Raw genomic sequence first — 18,952 nt, forward strand, 5'->3', positions numbered from 1 at the left:
GGTCCTATGCGCGGTGCGCCTTGGATTCGCCCGGATTGGTGTCACAGTCACGGCGCAGTCTGCGCCGTGGAAGAATTTGAGGGTTTGTCTTGAACGAGATTCTTCACGCGCTTTTCAGCACAGAAGGCTTTGTCCTGGGCACGCTGGTGCCATTCCTCTTCGTGCTGACAGTGGTCGTGTTCGTCCATGAAATGGGCCATTACCTTGTCGGGCGCTGGTGCGGCATCGGTGTCAGGGCCTTCTCGATCGGCTTCGGCCCGGAACTTTTCGGCTTCAACGACAGCCACGGCACGCGCTGGAAACTGTGTGCGATACCGCTTGGCGGCTATGTCAAATTCGTCGGCGACATGAACGCCACATCGAGCCAGCCCACGTCGGAAGAAATTGAAACGCTGACCGAGGAAGAGCGCAAGGTCGCCTTCCACACGCAGCCGATCTGGAAGCGCGCGGCAACGGTGGTGGCCGGACCGTTGTTCAATTTCCTGCTGACGATCGTCGTCTTTTCCGTGCTGTTCACCGCCTATGGCCGCTATGTCGCCGAGCCCATGGTGGCCGAGGTGACCGCCGACAGCCCGGCGGCGAAGGCCGGCATTCTTCCCGGCGACCGATTCGTCAGCGTCGACGGCAACAAGGTCGAAACCTTTGGCGACGTTCAACGCCTGGTCTCGGGCCGTGCCGACGACGCAATCACCTTCGTCATGCTGCGCGACGGCCAGGAGGTCACTGTGACCGCGGCGCCGCGGCTGATGGAACAGGAAGACGCGCTCGGCAACAAGGTCAAGGTCGCCGTGATCGGTGTCGTCAATAACAAGGAACTCGGCCAGCCGAGGCTCATCACCTACACGCCGGTCGGAGCGGTCGCGGCGGCGGTCGAGGAAACCGGTCACGTCATCCAGCGCACCGGCCAGTTCCTGCAGCGCTTTGTTGTCGGGCGCGAAGACAAATGTCAGCTGGGCGGTCCGGTGAAGATAGCCGACATGGCGGGCAGGGCTGCGAAACTGGGATTCGAATGGCTCGTGCAGCTGGTTGCACTGCTATCCGTTGGCATCGGAATTCTGAACCTTTTGCCGATTCCCCCCCTCGACGGCGGTCACCTCTTGTTCTACGGGGTGGAGGCTGTCATTCGCCGTCCGGTGTCGGAACGGATGATGGAAATGGCCTATCGGGCCGGGTTGCTTCTGGTGCTGTGCTTCATGGGGTTCGTTTTTTGGAACGATCTGTTTGGGTGCTGAAATCATGAAGAAATTTGGCTTCTGCATGGACGATGTTGAGACGCCGTTTACCATGCAAGGGGATATGAGTGACGCGAAAGCCACGCCGCAGGGTTAAGTAAATACAAATTAACCAGAAGCCTTGCGTGTAGGGAAAATCCGGTTAATACGGTAGGGGAAATTACCGCACGTCCGGTTTTCTCGCCGTGGGGACTACGAGAAAAGGTTATTAAGCCCGATGAAGGCAGCATCCAAGTTTCTAAGCGCCGCGTCCGCGGTGACCCTGTCCGCGGCCATGGTCGTGTCAGGCGCGCTCGCAGTGCAGTTCGTTGCCACATCGGCGGCTGAAGCCGCTGTCGTCAGCAGAGTCGAAGTGAGCGGCAACCAGCGTATCGACGCTGAGACCATCCGCAATTACATCACCATCAAGCCGGGCAAGGCTTTCTCCAGTTCCGATATCGACGGTGCGGTCAAGGCGCTGTTCGGCACAGGTCTGTTTTCGGACGTGCAGATCAACCAGGTCGGCTCGACGCTGGTGGTCAAGGTTGCCGAGTACCAGGTCGTCAACCAGGTGCTGTTCCAGAACAACAAGAAGCTCAAGGACAATGCGCTTGCGGCGGCCGTGCAGCTGAAGCCGCGCGGAACGTTCTCACAGGCGACGCTCGATGCCGATGTGGAATCGGTCAAGGCTGCCTACCGGCGCATTGGTCGCGACGATGTAACCGTGACCACGCAGGTCATGCAGCTTGGCGACAATCGCGTAAATGTTGTCTTCAACATCGCTGAAGGCGATCGCACGCAGATCGCGGCGATCAATTTCGTCGGCAATAGCGCCTATTCCAGCCGCCGCCTGTCGGATATCATCAACACCAAGCGTTCGTCCTGGGTTTCCTTCATCCTGCGCGACGACGTCTATGACGACGACAAGCTGCGCGCCGACCAGGAGCTGCTGCGTCGCTTTTACTACAATCATGGGTATGCCGACTTCCAGGTCGTGTCCGCTGTCGGTGAACTCGACAGTGCGACGAACAAGTACACGGTCACCATCACCGTCCAGGAAGGCGACCGCTACACGTTCGGTGACGTCAGCGTCGAGAGCTCGATCCCTGAAGTCGACGGCAAGTCGCTGGAATCGGTGATCGAGACCCACAAGGGTGACGTCTACAACGCCAAGAACGTAGAGGATTCCATCATCGCGCTGACCGAGAAGGTGGCCGGTTCCGGCTATGCCTTCGCGCAGGTCACGCCGCGCGGCGACCGCAATTTCGAGAACCACACCATTTCGGTTGTCTATACGATCGACCAGGGCACCAAGGCCTATATCGAGCGCATCGAAATCCGCGGCAACGATCGCACGCGTGACTATGTCATTCGCCGTGAGTTCGACGTCAGCGAAGGCGACGCCTTCAACCAGGTGCTCATAAAGCGCGCGAAGAAGCGTTTGGAAAACTTGAATTACTTTGAGAAAGTCGACATCTCGACCGTGCCGGGCTCGCAGCCTGACCAGGTCGTTCTGGTGGTCGATGTGGTCGAGAAATCGACCGGCGAGTTCTCGGTGGGCGCTGGTTATTCGACCGGTGGCGACACGGCCGGTCCGTCGGTCGAAGGCTCGGTGACCGAGCGCAACTTCCTCGGTCGTGGCCAGTTCATCAAGCTGTCGGCGGGCGGCGGCAAGAATTCACGCGACTACAGCCTGTCCTTCACCGAGCCTTATTTCCTCGGACGGCGCATCGCCGCCGGCTTCGACATCTTCAAGCAGACCAGGGAATACGACAACTACGAAAGCGACACTGTGGGCGCGACGGTGCGCTTCGGTCTGCCGATCACCGACAGCATCTCGACCCAGTTGGCGTACAACATCTCGCAAGAAAAGTATAAGCTGGAAGACGATTGCGTGACCGGCGGCGTTTACGATCCGGCGAAGTGTGACGTTTCCACGGCTATCCTGGATGGCATCGAACAAAGCCCTTGGATCAAGTCGTCGGTCAGCCTCGGGCTGGTCTACAACACCATCGACGATATGAAGAGCCCGCACGAGGGTATCTACGCCACCACGACGGTAGAAGTCGCAGGCCTCGGCGGTGATGCCAAGTTCGTGAAGGTCACGGGACGCGGCAGCATCTACCAGACGCTGTCGGAGCAGTATGATCTGGTCGGGCTCGTTTCAGGTGGCGCTGGCCATGTTGAAGGATACGGCAGCGATGGTCTGCGGATTTTCGATCAGTTCCAGAGCACCGATCGCATGATCCGTGGCTTCGCCTATGGCGGCATCGGTCCTGTCGATACTGCTACGGGCGACCATCTCGGCGGCACGACCTATTTCAATGCGTCCGCAGAAGCTCAGTTTCCGTTGCCGGTTGTGCCGGAAAGCTTCGGCTTGCGTGGCGCTGTCTTCGCGGATGCGGCAACGCTCTATGGCAGCAAGGTCGACACCGCTGGCGTCACCCAGGACTCGGTCGGGATGAAGTTGCGTGCCTCGGTCGGCCTCGGCCTGATGTGGGCGTCGCCGTTCGGTCCGATCCGTATCGACTATGCGATCCCGGTCAAGAAGGAAGCGCGCGACGACGTGCAGGAATTCAACTTCGGCATATCGACCCGCTTCTGATCGGCGGCCAACGATGCTCCCGGGTCTTCAGGGTCCGGGAGAAATGTTCCGACCTAGCTGGATATAGCTTCTGGAATGACCGATCCGGTGTTCTTCGCGCCATCACGCCGGTATACGGCGGGCGAAGTCGCGAATCTGACCGGCTCGGTGCTCGTCGATTCCGGCCACTCAGATATTTCGATCGAAGCACTCGCGCCGGCCAGCGAGGGCGGCGAGAATGCGCTCGTCTTTGTCGACGGCAAGCGCAATTCCGCGCTGATGCCGTCGCTGCGGGCAGCCGCGGTCCTGTGCCCGGCGGAATTTGCCGGCAAGGCGCCGGCCGGCGTTGCCGTTCTGGTTCATCCGCGTCCGCAACAGGCCTTCGCGTTTGTCGGGCGTCTGCTGTTTCCGAGGGCGGCGACACCAGGGCCGATGACCAGTGAAACCGGCGTCTCGCCGCACGCTCATGTCGATGCGACCGCGCATGTCGAAGCCGGTGCCGTCATCGAGGCCGGCGCGGTCATCGGGCCAGGCGCTTCGATCGGCAGCGGTACCGTCATCGCCCCAAATGCGGTCATCGGACAATCCTGCCAGATCGGCCGCGACGGCTATGTCGGTCCAGGCGCGAGCGTCCAGTATGCCTTGATCGGCAATCGCGTCATCATTCATGGCGGTGCCAGGATAGGCCAAGATGGTTTTGGGTTCGTTGGAGGGGCCAAGGGTCCCGAACGCGTGCCGCAGATCGGCCGTGTCGTTATCCAGGACGACGTCGAGATCGGCTCCAACACCACCGTCGATCGCGGCGCCATGTCCGATACGGTCATCGGCCAGGGCACCAAGATCGACAATCTCGTGCAGATCGCCCATAACGTCCGCATCGGCCGCAATTGCATAATAGCCGGGCTTTCGGGTATTTCGGGTTCCGTGGTGGTGGGTGACAATGTCACCATGGGCGGCGGCGTCGGGCTTGCGGATCACCTGACCATAGGGACAGGGGCCAAGCTTGCCGCCAGAAGTGGATTTATGAGCAATGTCCCTGCAGGCGAGATCTGGGGCGGCTATCCGGCACAGCCGATGGCGGAAGCCATGCGGGAGATAGCCATGCTGCGCAAGCTCGCCAGGACCCGCAAACAGGGCGAGGGAGGCAATGGCTGACATGATCGCGTCGACGACGCTGGAAGCGGTCGACATCATGGGGCTGATGAAGCTCCTGCCGCACCGCTATCCGTTCCTGATGATCGATCGTATCGTCGACATCGATGGCGACGAATCCGCCATCGGCATCAAGAACGTGACCATAAACGAGCCGCATTTTCAGGGCCATTTCCCTGAGCAGCCGGTCATGCCGGGTGTGCTCATCGTTGAGGCGATGGCGCAGACGGCCGGCGCCATCTGTATCCGCAGCCTGGGTACCGAAAAGCCGTCGCTGGTCTATTTCCTGACCATCGACAACGCCAAATTCCGCAAACCGGTCGTTCCCGGCGACCAGTTGAAGATCTATGTCAGGAAAATCAAGAAACGCGGCAATCTGCTCAAATTCGCTTGTGAAGCCATGGTCGACGGCGCTAAGGCGGCCGAGGCCGAGATTTCAGCCATGATGGTCACCAGCGACTGACGATCGAGTGCTTATGAAAATCAAGACATCCATTCATGCTTCCTCCATTGTCGAGGAAGGCGCCCAAATCGGCCAAGGCGCGCGCATCGGGCCGTTCTGCCATGTCGGCGCCGATGTGGTGATCGGCGACGACGTCGAACTGGTTAGTCATGTCTCGGTGATGGGCGCGACGTCGATCGGCGCCTCGACCAAGGTCTACCCGATGGCGACATTGGGCGCGCCGCCGCAGAACACCAAGCACAAGGGCGGCCGAACCACCCTGGTCATCGGCAGGGACTGCACGATCCGCGAAGGCGTGACCATGCATCTCGGTACCGATTCCAGCCGCGGCGAGACGACGGTCGGCGACAATGGCAATTTCCTTGCCTACGCCCATATCGCCCATGATTGCGTCGTCGGCAACAATGCGACGTTCGCCAATGGTGCAACGCTGGGCGGCCACTGCGAGGTCGGCAACAATGTTTATATCGGCGGCCTGACCGCTGTGCATCAGTTTGTTCGCATCGGCGACAACGCCTTTCTGGGCGGCTGCTCGGCGATCGTCGGCGATGTCATTCCCTTTGCCATCGCGGTCGGCAACCGCGCCAGCCTGCGCGGTCTCAACATCATCGGCCTCAAGCGCTCCGGCCTGCCGAGGTCCGAAATCCTTGTGCTGCGCAAGGCTTACAGGATGATCTTCGATCGTTCCCGCACCGTTGGCGAGAACATCGAATTCGCCAAGGCGGAGTTCGCGTCGTCGCCGACCGCCATGAAGATCATCGATTTCATCACCAGTCGCGGCAAGCGGCACTATGCTGTGCCGTCGCTCAAGGGCGGCGATGGCGACGATGTCGATGACGAAGACTGAGACAGCGGCAGCGCGTCTTGATCTTCCGCCGGGCTCCAGGGTCGGCATCATTGCCGGCGGCGGCAGTCTGCCGGTCGAAGTCGCGGCCGGTTCGGCTGAACAAGGTTATCCGCCCTTCGTCATCCTGATGGAAGGCGAAGTCGACCGCATCGCGGAACTCTCCCGATACGATCACGAAAACCTCGCTCTGGAAGGTATAGGCTCGCTCGTCCCATTGCTGCGGCGGCACCGGATCACCCATCTGGTGCTTGCAGGCGAGATCAAGCGCCGGCCGCGAGTGCTTGCGCTGCGCCCCAGTCTCAGCCTGCTCGCGGTGATTCCTTTGGTCGTCATGGCGCTCGCGCGTGGCGATGATGGTCTTCTAAAGATCTTGGCACGGGGCCTCGAAGCGCGTGGAATAAAGGTCGTTGGCGCCCACGAAGTAGTGCCGAATCTTGTCGCCGCCGAAGGCGTGCTGACCAAGGCCGAACCGCGAAAATTGGACTGGCGCGATATTGAGGCGGGCCTTGCGGCAGCAAAGGCCATCGGGGCGCTGGATGTCGGCCAGGCGGCGATCGCGGTTGGCGGCCGGGCAATCGCGCTGGAAGGCATCGAAGGAACAGCCGGCCTGCTTGATCGTGCGAAGCTGCTGCGTGGCCACGGCCGTATTGCGGGCAAGACCCGCGGCGTCCTCGTCAAGTGCGCCAAGCCTGGTCAGGAACTGCGCGCCGATCTTCCATCCATCGGTCCGCAGACGGTCGAGGCAGCGCACGCGGCCGGGCTCGCCGGCATTGCCGTCGAGGCGGGACGCTCGCTGATCCTCGAAGGTCCTGGAACCATCGCACGCGCCAATGCACTCGGCCTGTTCGTCCTTGGCCTGCCTGTCACCACGGAGCCGCGCAATGGCTGACAGGGCATTGAAGATCGCGATCGTTGCCGGAGAGGAGTCCGGCGACCTGCTCGGCGCCGACATAGTACGCTCGCTCAGGCAGGCGGCCGGGCGCGAGGTGCAACTCGTCGGCCTCGGCGGCCGTCATTTGCAGGCGCTGGGACTGGTCTCGCCATTCGATGCCGGTGAGATCGCCCTCATGGGGTTCAGTGCCGTCCTGCGCGACCTGCCGCGCCTGATACGGCGGATCAGCCAACTGGCCAAGACCGTTGCCGACGAAAAGCCGGACTGCCTTGTCACCATCGACAGTCCGGACTTTTCGTTGCGCGTCGCCAAAAAGGTGCGTGCGGCCAACCCGTCGATTCCAATCATCCACTATGTCTGCCCGAGCGTGTGGGCGTGGCGGCCGGGCAGGGCGGTGGCGATGAAGCCCTATGTCGACCACATCCTCTGCATCCTGCCTTTCGAGGTCAAGGAGCTCGATCGGCTCGGCGGGCCACCGGGCACTTATGTCGGGCATCGCCTGACCCACGATGCGGGCTTGCTGGCCGCAGCCAAGGCGCAGGAGCTGCCGCGCGACCTTTCTCCTGATCGCGTCAAGACCCTGCTCGTCCTGCCCGGTTCGCGGCGTGGCGAGGTACGGCGGCTGCTCGACCCGTTCGGCGAGACGGTGTCGATTCTGCGTGCGCGTGGCCACCGCCTACGGCTGCTGCTGCCGACCGTTCCGCATGTCGCCGACCTCGTCAAATCCTCCGTCAACCGCTGGGATGAAAAGCCTGAGATCATCGTCGATCCCCAACGCAAATGGCAGGCTTTCGGCAAAGCCGATGCGGCGCTGATCGCGTCCGGGACGGTATCGCTGGAACTGGCGCTGGCCGGCGTGCCGATGATTTCCTGCTACAGGCTCGACCCGGTCGCGCGCGTCTTGGCGCCGTACCTCGTTTCCGTCTGGTCGGCGCTGCTGCCCAATCTGATATCGGATCGAGCGCTTATTCCGGAATTCTACGACGGCTACATCAAGCCGAACAATCTGGCCCGGCAATTGGAAGCCCTGTTCGCCGACAGCGGCATGCGCGCCTGGCAGAAGAATGGATTTGCAGAGATCACGCGGCGCATGGCGACGGATAGACCGTCCGGCGAGATCGCCGCGCAGGTGGTGATGCGGTATATCAAGAGAGGGAATAGTCAGTAGGGAGTAGGGAAGTTGACCGTGCCTACTGCCTACTGCCTACTGCCCAATCCCCAATCCCTACTCCCAATTCACCGCTTGGCGATCGGCACGTAGTCACGCTCGGGTGCGCCGGTATAGAGCTGACGCGGGCGGCCGATCTTCTGGCGCGGATCCTCGATCATCTCTTTCCACTGGGCGATCCAGCCGACGGTGCGGGCGACCGCGAACAGCACGGTGAACATGGTGGTGGGAAAGCCCAGCGCCTTCAGCGTGATGCCGGAATAGAAGTCGACATTCGGGTAGAGCTTCTTCTCGATGAAATAGGAATCGGTCAGCGCGATCTTTTCCAGCTCCATGGCGATGTCGAGCAGCGGATCGTCCTTGATGCCGAGCTCGCCCAGAACCTCATGTGCCGTCTTCTGCATGATCTTGGCGCGCGGATCGTAGTTCTTGTAGACGCGGTGGCCAAAGCCCATCAAGCGGAAGGGGTCGTCCTTGTCCTTGGCGCGGGCGATGAATTCGGGGATATGATCGACATGGCCGATCTCGCCAAGCATGTTGAGCGCCGCTTCATTGGCGCCGCCATGCGCCGGTCCCCACAGGCAGGCTATACCGGCGGCGATGCACGCAAACGGGTTGGCGCCCGACGAGCCGGCGAGACGAACGGTCGAGGTCGAGGCGTTCTGCTCGTGGTCGGCGTGCAAAATGAAGATGCGCTCCATGGCGCGCGCCAGCACCGGGTTGATCTTGTATTCCTCGCACGGCACGGCAAAGCACATGTGCAGGAAGTTGGCGGCGAAGTTGAGCTCGTTCTTCGGGTAAATGAACGGCTGGCCGATGTGGTATTTGTAGGCCATCGCCGCGATCGTCGGCATCTTGGCGATCAGCCGCATGGAGGCAACCATGCGCTGGTAGGGGTCGGAGATGTCGGTGGAGTCGTGGTAGAAGGCCGACAGCGCGCCGACCACGCCGCACATCACCGCCATCGGATGCGCGTCGCGGCGGAAGCCGGTGAAAAAGCGCGACATCTGCTCATGCACCATGGTGTGGCGCGTCACGCGATAGTCGAAGTCGTCCTTCTGCGCCTTGGTCGGCAATTCACCGTAGAGCAGGAGATAGCAGACCTCGAGGAAATCGCCATGTTCGGCCAACTGGTCGATCGGATAGCCGCGGTGCAGGAGGATGCCGGCGTCGCCGTCGATGAAGGTGATTTCGGACTCGCAGCTTGCCGTCGAGGTGAAGCCGGGATCGTAAGTGAAGGCGCCGGTGGTTGAGTAGAGCGAGGCGATATCGATGACATCAGGCCCGACCGAACCACTTCGCACCTTGAATTCATGGGTCTTGCCGGCGAATGCAAGCGTTGCCGTGGCCTCCTGGGTCTTGCCGCCCAAATCCATTTTTTTCGCAGCTTCGGTCATTGCAAACTCCTTCTTGTTTCCTCATGCCGGCAAAGGCAAAATTCTGCAGAGCGACACGTCGAAAATCACCGCAATGCGCGTATTCGCCACCGCATTTCAGGAGGTGCGTGCCAGATTGGGCCAAGGCCTAATGTTGCACTGCGAAACCCGCCTTTCAATGCCAATCTTCTTGGGCCAGTTTGCTCCTAATCGATTTGATCTGAGATGCGCGCCAGGCTTTCCTCGCGGCCGAGCACGGCGAGCACATCGAACACGCCCGGCGAGGTGCTTTTGCCGGTCAACGCAGCGCGCAAAGGCTGGGCCACCGCGCCGAGCTTGTGACTGCCGGCCGCTGCCACCTCGCGGATCGCCGCCTCCGCCGAGGCGGCTGTCCAGTCACCCGCATCACCCGCAAGCCCGTTCAAAGCTTCGTGAGCACTGCGCAGGATCTTGCGGGCATCGTCGGTAAGCAGAAGGGCCGCCTTGTCGTCGATCGGCAGGGGGCGCGTGGCGAACAGGAAGGCCGCGCCATCGACGAGCTCGACCAGTGTCTTGGCGCGCTCCTTCAGGCCCGGAAGCGCTGCCAGCAACTGCGCCTTGGTGCTGTCGTTCAGGCGCGCGGCGATCGCCGGGCCACCTTCGAGATAGGGCAGGGTGGCGATGAAGATGTCGAACAGTTCGGCATCGCTCATGCGGCGCATATGCGCGCCGTTGATCGCCTCCAGCTTGGCGAAGTCGAAGCGCGCCGCGCCCTTGTTGACATCGCCGATGTCGAACCACGAGATCATATCCTTGATCGACATGATCTCGTCGTCGCCATGGCTCCAGCCAAGGCGCGCCAGGTAGTTGAGCAGCGCCTCCGGCAGGTAACCCATGGCGCGATAGGCCTCGACGCCAAGCGCGCCGTGCCGCTTCGACAGCTTGGCGCCATCGGCGCCGTGGATCAGGGGGATATGCGACATGGACGGCACGTCCCAGCCCATGGCGTTGTAGATCACGGTCTGGCGAGCGGCATTGGTCAGATGATCGTCGCCGCGAATGATATGGGTGACGCCCATATCATGATCATCGACGACGACGGCATGCATGTAAGTGGGATTGCCGTCAGAACGCAGGATGATGAAGTCATCGAGATCTTTGTTGGGAAAGCGCACCTCGCCCTGGACACGGTCATGGACGATGGTCTCGCCTTCGGTCGGCGCCTTGATGCGGATGGCGCCCTTGACGCCTGCGGGCGCCTCAGAGGGGTCGCGGTCGCGCCAGCGGCCGTCATAGCGGGGCGGCAGCCCCTTGGCTCTGGCAGCCTCGCGCATGGCCTCCAGTTCGGCTGGCGTGGCATAGCAATAATAGGCCATGCCCATGCGCACGAGCTCCTCGGCCACCTCGCGGTGGCGCGGCGCACGCTCGAACTGTGACACCGGCTCGCCGTCCCAGCTCAGGCCAAGCCAGGAAAGCCCGTCGAGGATGGCAGCCGTCGCGGCTTCATTGGAGCGTTCACGGTCGGTGTCTTCGATGCGCAGCAGCATCGTGCCGCCAGTGTGCTTTGCATACAGCCAGTTGAACAGCGCCGTGCGCGCGCCGCCTATGTGCAGATAGCCGGTGGGCGAGGGGGCAAAACGGGTGACGACCTTGTCGGACATGGAACTCTCGGAAACCATCTGAAGCGGGTGCGGTTGCGCGGACTTTCGCGCGCCCGGCGTTCATGTAGCATAGGGTGTCGAGGGCGCAAGGGGCAGACCCGATGGCTGGACGAGGCTGGGGCTCGGATCAGGGCGAGGACGCTGCCATCGGCGTCAGCGAACGGTCCCTCTTTGCGCCTCTGCCATTGCCGTCGCCCCTCCTGCCGGATCCCGGCCAAGCGCCGTTACAAGCGCATGTCGCCGCCTCTGTTCCTGTTGCCGAAACCGGCAGGATCGTTCGCGTGCGCCGGCAAATCAGCCTGACATCACTGCCTCGCCTGCGCCACAGCGTGAACACGGCGGCGAGCCTGGAACTCGACCGGGGCGTGGCCTTCCTGCTGGTGCCGGTCTGCCTGGCGATCGGAGCGATCGGCTATTTTTCGCTGACGGCTGAACCCGACTTTGCGAGACCTGTCGCGGTTGTCATTCTGACGGGGATCTGTGCGCTGGTCTCGCGCTCATGGCCAAAGACCCATCTGTGTTTCATGGCGGCACTTTTGTGCGCCCTAGGACTGCTTGCTGCCAAGGTCGAGACGTGGCGTGCGGGCACACAAATGTTGGGCTCGGAAATTTCGACGCAAGTCACCGGCCGCGTCGTCTCGCTCGACCGGATGGAAACCGGCCGTATCCGGCTGACCATCGACGTGACATCGACCGCAAGACCGAAACTGCGCTATGCGCCGGAACGGGTGCGGCTTTCGGCACGCAAGATCCCGGCTGACGTGACCGCCGGCTCCCTCATCACCGGATATGCCAAGCTCTTGCCGCCGACCGGGCCGGTGCGGCCGGACAGCTATGACTTCTCCTTCGACAGCTATTTTGCCGGCATCGGCGGCAGCGGATTCTTTCTCGGCAATCCAAAGCTTGTCGTTAGCGACGATGGCGACATGCCGCTGTCGGCCCGAATTTCCTCTAGCGTGGAAAAAGCCCGTGAAGGCATCGCCGACCATATCAGGGCCAGCGTCGGCGGCGCCGAAGGCGAGATCGCCGCGGCGCTCATCGTCGGCGTGCGCGCCGGCATTCCCGATGAGATCAATGAGGCGATGCGACGTACCGGCATCTACCACATCATCTCCATTTCGGGACTGCATATGGCGCTGGTCGCGGGCACCATCATGGGATTGCTGCGCGGCGCCTTCGCCTTGTTTCCCGACTTTTCCGCGCGTCGCCCGGTCAAGAAGTATGCCGCTGCCGCCGCGCTGTTCTCGATCGCGGCCTATCTCATCATCTCTGGAGTCGTCGTTGCCGCCGAGCGCAGCTTCATCATGCTGGCGGTGATGCTGATTGCCGTGCTGTTCGATCGAGCAGCACTCACCATGCGCAATCTGGCGATCTCGGCGATCGCCGTCATCGTGGTGTCGCCGCATGAGGTGGTCGGCCCGAGTTTTCAGATGTCGTTCGCCGCGACCGCGGCTCTGGTCGGCGCCTATGCCGGCTGGGCGGATCACCGCGCGGGAAAAGCAAGACCGCCGCCGCCAAAGCGATCCGTGCCCGGTTTCCTGACGCGAAAATTCCTGCTGGCGGCAACCGGCCTTGCCATGACCTCGATCATCGCGGGAAGCGCGACGACGCTGTTTGCCATCTGGCATTTTCAGCGTGTCTCGCCGCTCAGCCTGTTTGCCAATCTCGCGGTAATGCCGATCGTCACCGTCGTCATGTTCCTGGCCGTCGCCAGCGCGCTGTTGATGCCTTTCGGATTGGATTGGCCGGCTCTCTACCTGATGGGTAAGGGCCTGACGATGATGATTGCCATATCAGGCTGGATCTCCGAGCGTTCGCCTGTCGATGGGGTCGGGCTGATTTCGCAGCAGTCGGTCCTGTTGGTGGCAATTGCCCTGGTCATCGCGACAATGGCGACAACTTGGCTGCGGCTCGCTGCTCTGCCATTCGCGCTGGCAGGCTTGCTGACCGTCTCGGATACGCGCACGCCGGATGTGCTAATCTCGGAAGACGCCCGGCTGGTGGCGTTGCCGATCGGTGGCGGCGAGCTTGCCGTCAGCCGGGAACGGCCGAACGAATTCACCGTCGACAACTGGAAACGCGCCCTGACATCAGAAACCATCGTCGTGCCAGAGGTGTTCGACAACAGCGATGGGCAATTCGATGTCGCGGATGCCGTTGATCTGCCGCTGGGATCGCCGTTCTATTGCTCCTCAGGCGTTTGCGTGGCCAGGCACATGTCCGGTGCGATCATTGCCTATGTCGAGGACCGCAAGGACGCCTGGAAAGCCTGCGGCTTCGCCGAGCTGATCGTCATCAATGACGCCACCGCGTATGACGCCTGTCACAATCCGCTGGTTCTCGTCATCACCAAGCGGCAACTGGCTCGCAAAGGCAGTGCCGCGGTCTTCTTCGATCGCCAATCGGCGACCACGCCGGCGACGATCAGCTTCGCGGTGGACAGCCCATATCGGCCCTGGCACACGCAACGCAAATACTCTCGTGAGGCAAGGGGGCTGGCACCCTTCAAGAAACCGGAGAAGCCAGCGGCCAACCCACAGCCGCCTCAGTAGCGGCGGATCAGGCCGACGAGCTTGCCTTGCACCTTGACCCTGTCCGGGCCGAAAATACGGGTTTCATAGGCCGGATTGGCGGCTTCGAGAGCAATCGAAGCGCCCTTGCGGCGGAACCGCTTCAGCGTCGCTTCCTCTTCATCGACCAGCGCCACGATGATCTCGCCTGGCTGGGCGGTGTCGGCGTTGCGGATTATGACGGTGTCGCCATCGAAGATGCCGGCCTCGATCATCGAGTCACCCTTGACCTCCAGCGCATAGTGGGCGCCGCCCATGATCATATCCGGCGGCACCGAGATCGAATGCGTCTGATGCTGGATGGCATCGATCGGCACACCGGCGGCGATACGGCCCATGACCGGGATCGACACGGCGGAGACCGCATCGTCATCATTGCCGGGCGAGGGCATCCGCGAAGGCGCCGGCTTGATCTGCCGGCCAAGGGCGCCACCCTGACCGAGACTGCCCTGGATGACGCTTGGCGAAAACTTCTTTGCCGCGTTGAGACCGGGCGCGATCGAGTCCGGCAATCGCAGCACTTCCAGCGCGCGTGCCCGGTTGGGCAACCGGCGAATAAAGCCGCGCTCCTCAAGTGCGGTGATCAGCCGATGAATCCCGGATTTGGAGGCAAGGTCAAGCGCCTCCTTCATCTCGTCGAAGGATGGCGGAATGCCGCTCTCCTTCAGGCGTTCATGGATGAACATCAGCAGTTCATGTTGCTTGCGCGTCAGCATGGCGGCCCCCAGGTTACCTGAAACCAGAATCGAAAAACAAACCCAGAACAAACCCTATCTGTTCCAGTTGTGTTCTGCAACCGTTTAAAGTTTAATGAATTTGTTAAGGCTGCTGAAATTATTTGGCGCTTGCCAGCGGGTCGCGATCAACAGGCGCTAGGCACGGCGATGCGCCTGCTCACATTGAAATTATTATGGTTAATGACCTGTGGCTCATCCTCGACCCAAGGCTTGGCATTATCAGTCTATCGACCTCCACAAAGGACGATATCAATCTTCGGGACGTTCGTTTGCCGTGAACGAAACGGAGCCAAAACGCCAACGTCTGTTGGCATTTGTGGCTGGAAATTCAGCCCTCCGTCATCTGCCAGGCAGTGAGGGCGGCGGCGGTGGATCGCGGGGATCGTTGCGTCAGGTAACGGCTTCCTTGACCGCGAAACGGCGGTCCTTCCATGCGCCCGTGCGCAGAATATCCTCCAGCACCTCAACCGCCAGCCACACATCCTTGTAGCCGACATAGAGCGGCGTGAAGCCGAAACGGATGGTCGATGGCGCACGAAAATCACCGATGACGCCGCGCTCGATCAGCGCCCGCATGATTTGATAGCCGTGATCGTGAAGGAACGACACCTGGCTGCCGCGCCTGGTCGCGTCGCGGGTGGTCTCCAGCGTGAGACCGTAGGCGCCGCACCTGGCTTCGACGAGCTGGATGAACAGTTCTGTCAACGCGACACTCTTCTTTCGCAATGCCGCCATGTCGACGTCATTCCAGATGGCAAGCGCGCCTTTGAGCGCCCGCATCGACAGGATCGGCTGAGTGCCGCACAAAAAGCGGCGGATGCCGGTGCCGGCAACATAACCCCGTTCGAAGGCAAAGGGCCGCGCATGGCCGCACCAGCCGCTGAGCGGCTGGCTGATATCGCCGTGGTGGCGCTGCGCGGCATAGATGAAGGCCGGTGCGCCCGGACCGCCGTTGAGGTACTTGTAGGTGCAGCCGATGGCGAAATCGGCATTTGCGTGATCGAGCTCGACGGGCAGGGCGCCGGCGGTGTGGCAAAGATCCCAGACGATCAGCGCTCCGGCCGCATGAGCTTTGCGCGTCAGCGCCGCCATGTCGCGCAGTTCACCCGATTTGTAATTGACGTGATTGACCAGCACCACCGCGACGTTTTCGTCGATCAGCTCTTCGATGGTCGGCGCGTCGACACCCGCGAGGCGCAGCAGGACGCCATCCCGGGTCGAGGCCACGCCTTCGGCGATGTACAGGTCGGTGGGAAAACTGTCACCTTCGGCGACGATGGCCGACCGGCCGGGCCGCATCTCCATCGCCGCGTGCAGCACCTTGTAGATGTTGGTCGATGTCGTGTCGCAGACAACGGTCTGGCCGGCCGCGGCTCCTATCAGGCGTCCGAGCTGGTCGCCGAGTTCGATTGGCATCTCGAACCATCCGGCCGTGTTCCAAGCTCGGATGAGATCCTGGGCCCATTCTTGGGTCGCCGCCTGCTGCAGCTCGCTGAAAACGGCATGAGACGCTGCCCCCAGTGAATTGCCGTCGAGATAGATCATCCCCTCCGGCAGAATGAAACGGTCGCGCATGGCCCGCAGCGGATCCGTGGCATCCATCGCTTCGACTGCGGCGAGATCAGGAATTCCACTCATGGTCGGTCAGTCCCCGGTTGTTCGCGAAGGGTTTTCCGCCACAGCGCGTCCCCTCGGTGTGCCTGTTTTCATTTCGACGTCAGAGCCGGGTGCGGACCGTCCACAGCTCCGGGAACAGCACGACCTCGAGCATTTTCTTCAGATACGAAGCACCCGACGTGCCGCCGGTGCCGCGTTTCAGGCCGATGATGCGCTCCACCGTGGTGACGTGGTTGAAGCGCCAGCGGCGGAAGTAGTCCTCGAAGTCGACCAGCTTCTCGGCCAGTTCGTAGAACATCCAGTAGCGCTGCGGATCGCGGTAGATGGTCTGCCAGGCGACCAGCACCTCTTCATTCTCGGTTCGCGTCTCACGCCAGTCCGTGCGCCTGGCATCGGCACCGATGTCGAATCCGTTGCGCGCCAAAAGCAGCAGAGCCTCGTCATAGAGCGACGGCTCGGCCAGGATCGCTTCCAGCTTCCCGCTCAGGTCGGGCCGATGCTTGTGCGGCCCGAGCATTGCCAGGTTTCGGTTGCCGGCCATGAACTCGATGGCGCGATACTGCCAGGACTGGAAACCCGAGGACTGGCCGAGCGCGTCGCGGAACTCGGTGTATTCGCTGGGCGTCATCGTCCGCAGCACGTCCCAGGCATTGTTCAGCTGCTCGAAGATGCGCGCAACGCGCGACAGCATCTTGAAGCTCGGCTCGAGCCGGTCGGCGCGGATGGAACGGATCGCGGCGCCAATCTCGTGCAGAGCAAGCTTCATCCAGAGCTCGGAGGTCTGATGCTGGATGATGAACAGCATCTCGTCATGCGCCGATGACAGCGGCGTCTGGGCCTCCAGCACTTTCTCCAGGTGCAGGTAGTCGCTGTAGGACATGCGCTCCTTGAACGACATCTGGGCGCCTTCGGACGCCGGATCGTACGGTTGGCTCAATTGATTTTCTCCGTGCGCAGCCGGAAGCGCTGGATCTTTCCGGTCTGGGTCTTGGGCAGAGCGGCGATGAATTTTACCGATCGCGGATATTTATAGGGCGCGATCGTTGCCTTGACATGGTCCTGCAGGCGCTTGGTGGTGAGGGCGTCGGGCGCGACGCCCTGCACCAGCACGACATGCGCCTCGACGATCTGGCCGCGTTCGGCGTCCTCTGCACCGATCACCGCGCATTCGGCGACGTCCGGATGCGCCAGCAGCGCCGCCTCGACCTCGGGACCGGCGATGTTGTAGCCGGCGCTGACGATCATGTCGTCGGAGCGTGCGGCGAAATGGAAGAAGCCGTCCTCGTCCTGCGTGAAGGTGTCGCCGGTGAGGTTCCAGCCGTCGCGCACATATTCCTTCTGCCTGTCATCGGCCATGTAGCGGCAGCCGGTCGGGCCGCGCACCGCCAGCCTGCCGGTCGTGCCGCGCGGCACCTCGCGCATCTCGTCATCGACGATGCGCGCCTCATAGCCGCCCACCGGCTTGCCGGTCGACGCAGGCCTCATGTCATCGAAGCGGTTGGAGATGAAGATGTGCAGCATTTCGGTGGCGCCGATGCCGTCGAGGATCGGCTTGCCGGTCTTTTTCGTCCACTCTTCGAAAACCGGGGCGGGCAAGGTTTCGCCGGCCGAAACGGCGACGCGCAGCGACGACAGGTCGGCACCTTCATCCATGGCCTTCAGCATGGCGCGGTAGGCAGTCGGCGCGGTGAAGGAGATCGTCGCTTTGTAGGTCTCGATGATGTGGATCATGTTGGGTGGCGTCGCCTGCTCCAGCAGCGTCGCCGCCGCACCGAAGCGCAGGGGAAAGATAGCGAGCCCGCCAAGGCCGAAGGTGAAGGCCAGCGGCGGCGAGCCGACGAAGATGTCGTCCGCCGTCACCTCCAGGATTTCGCGTGCATAGGCGTCGGCAATGATCAGGAGGTCGCGGTGGAAATGCATCGTCGCCTTCGGAACGCCTGTCGTGCCCGAGGTGAAGCCGAGCAGGGCGACATCGTCGCGGCCCGTGTCGACTGCGGTGAACGTCACCGGCTTGTCGAGCGCGGCGCGATCGAGTTCAGCATCATGGTTGGCGGTGCCGTCGAAACCGATGACCTGCCTGAGGAATGCGCTGTCCTTGGCGCACACGGTCATCTCGTCCATCAGCCTGGTGTCGCAGAGCGCAACGGTGATCTCGGCCTTGTCGACGATCTTGGCGAGTTCGCCGGCGCGCAGCATCGGCATGGTGTTGACGACCACGGCACCGACCTTGGTGGCGGCCAGCCAGCAGGCGACCATGGCGGGGTTGTTGGCCGAGCGGATCAGCACCCGGTTGCCCGGCTTGACTCCGTAATTCTCGACCAGCGCGTGGGCCAGCCTGTTCGTCCAGTCGGACAGTTCCTTGTAGGTGCGGCGGCGGCCATTGCCGATCAGGGCGGTGTGGTCGCCGAGACCTTTTTCGACCAGCCTGTCGGTCAGTTCGACACCGGCGTTGAGGCGTTCGGGATAGTCGAAGCCGTCGAGCAGGATTTCAGGCCATTGCTCCGGCGGCGGCAGGTGATCGCGCGTGAACGTGTCGATATGCGCTGAAGGCCCAAGCATGTCGCCGCTATCCCGTCTGCTGCCTGACCAGTGCGCGATGCGCCTTGGCCGGATGTAGTGGATCCTAAGGTCCTGCTCTGAGGAAGCTTCGTACTACCCATCGCACCTGCTGAGATGCGCCCAGAAAGGGTGAACA

Annotated in this window: 14 protein-coding genes; 8 read left to right on the forward strand and 6 right to left on the reverse strand. The window is 62.1% G+C overall.

Annotated features, from left to right (window positions below):
* Positions 1-89 precede the first annotated feature (89 nt).
* The 7 genes from rseP to lpxB all read left to right on the forward strand — a co-directional run bounded on the left by rseP (position 90) and on the right by lpxB (position 8,317).
* Positions 90-1,232, forward strand: a complete 1,143-nt coding sequence (gene rseP, locus EOA19_RS11330; RefSeq protein WP_023812928.1) for an RIP metalloprotease RseP — start codon at positions 90-92, stop codon at positions 1,230-1,232.
* Between the two features lie 217 nt (positions 1,233-1,449).
* Positions 1,450-3,816, forward strand: a complete 2,367-nt coding sequence (gene bamA, locus EOA19_RS11335; RefSeq protein WP_128303620.1) for an outer membrane protein assembly factor BamA — start codon at positions 1,450-1,452, stop codon at positions 3,814-3,816.
* A gap of 75 nt (positions 3,817-3,891) precedes the next feature.
* Positions 3,892-4,950 (forward strand): UDP-3-O-(3-hydroxymyristoyl)glucosamine N-acyltransferase, encoded by a 1,059-nt coding sequence (lpxD, locus tag EOA19_RS11340; RefSeq protein WP_128303621.1) that lies wholly within the window; start codon positions 3,892-3,894, stop codon positions 4,948-4,950.
* Positions 4,943-5,410 carry a 3-hydroxyacyl-ACP dehydratase FabZ gene (fabZ, locus tag EOA19_RS11345; protein WP_128303622.1) on the forward strand — a complete coding sequence of 156 codons (468 nt, stop codon included), beginning with the start codon at positions 4,943-4,945 and terminating at the stop codon, positions 5,408-5,410. Before lpxD ends, fabZ begins: the two co-directional genes overlap by 8 nt.
* A gap of 13 nt (positions 5,411-5,423) precedes the next feature.
* Positions 5,424-6,257 (forward strand): acyl-ACP--UDP-N-acetylglucosamine O-acyltransferase, encoded by an 834-nt coding sequence (lpxA, locus tag EOA19_RS11350; protein ID WP_128303623.1) that lies wholly within the window; start codon positions 5,424-5,426, stop codon positions 6,255-6,257.
* The gene (locus EOA19_RS11355) at positions 6,229-7,146 is read left to right on the forward strand and encodes an LpxI family protein (protein WP_128303624.1); all 918 of its coding nucleotides are present in this window, start codon (positions 6,229-6,231) and stop codon (positions 7,144-7,146) included. The genes lpxA and EOA19_RS11355 overlap by 29 nt, the downstream gene beginning before the upstream one ends.
* On the forward strand, positions 7,139-8,317 hold the full coding sequence (gene lpxB, locus EOA19_RS11360; protein WP_128303625.1) for a lipid-A-disaccharide synthase: 1,179 nt from the start codon (positions 7,139-7,141) through the stop codon (positions 8,315-8,317). Before EOA19_RS11355 ends, lpxB begins: the two co-directional genes overlap by 8 nt.
* 68 nt (positions 8,318-8,385) lie before the next feature.
* On the opposite strand, the gene gltA is transcribed toward lpxB, so the two are convergent.
* Together gltA and gltX are read right to left on the reverse strand one after the other, a co-directional pair.
* Entirely contained in the window at positions 8,386-9,714 is a 1,329-nt protein-coding gene (gltA, locus tag EOA19_RS11365; protein ID WP_027036654.1) for a citrate synthase, read from the reverse strand.
* A gap of 185 nt (positions 9,715-9,899) precedes the next feature.
* Positions 9,900-11,333 (reverse strand): glutamate--tRNA ligase, encoded by a 1,434-nt coding sequence (gltX, locus tag EOA19_RS11370; protein WP_128303626.1) that lies wholly within the window; start codon positions 11,331-11,333, stop codon positions 9,900-9,902.
* A 101-nt stretch (positions 11,334-11,434) separates the two neighbouring features.
* On the opposite strand from gltX, the gene EOA19_RS11375 reads away from it, so the two are divergent.
* Positions 11,435-13,885 carry a ComEC/Rec2 family competence protein gene (locus EOA19_RS11375; RefSeq protein ID WP_128303627.1) on the forward strand — a complete coding sequence of 817 codons (2,451 nt, stop codon included), beginning with the start codon at positions 11,435-11,437 and terminating at the stop codon, positions 13,883-13,885.
* Here the strand turns inward: EOA19_RS11375 and lexA are convergent.
* The 4 genes from lexA to EOA19_RS11395 all read right to left on the reverse strand — a co-directional run bounded on the left by lexA (position 13,879) and on the right by EOA19_RS11395 (position 18,816).
* Positions 13,879-14,619, reverse strand: a complete 741-nt coding sequence (lexA, locus tag EOA19_RS11380; RefSeq protein WP_128303628.1) for a transcriptional repressor LexA — start codon at positions 14,617-14,619, stop codon at positions 13,879-13,881. The genes EOA19_RS11375 and lexA overlap by 7 nt on opposite strands.
* A gap of 411 nt (positions 14,620-15,030) precedes the next feature.
* Positions 15,031-16,278: a kynureninase gene (gene kynU / locus EOA19_RS11385; RefSeq protein ID WP_128303629.1), complete on the reverse strand. Its 1,248-nt coding sequence runs from the start codon at positions 16,276-16,278 to the stop codon at positions 15,031-15,033.
* A gap of 79 nt (positions 16,279-16,357) precedes the next feature.
* Positions 16,358-17,194 (reverse strand): tryptophan 2,3-dioxygenase, encoded by an 837-nt coding sequence (gene kynA / locus EOA19_RS11390; RefSeq protein ID WP_031213580.1) that lies wholly within the window; start codon positions 17,192-17,194, stop codon positions 16,358-16,360.
* Entirely contained in the window at positions 17,191-18,816 is a 1,626-nt protein-coding gene (locus EOA19_RS11395; protein WP_128303630.1) for an AMP-binding protein, read from the reverse strand. Before EOA19_RS11395 ends, kynA begins: the two co-directional genes overlap by 4 nt.
* Between the last annotated feature and the right edge of the window lie 136 nt (positions 18,817-18,952).

It is taken from the genome of Mesorhizobium sp. M7A.F.Ca.US.010.02.1.1 (genome assembly GCF_004023085.1).
Classification (GTDB): domain Bacteria; phylum Pseudomonadota; class Alphaproteobacteria; order Rhizobiales; family Rhizobiaceae; genus Mesorhizobium.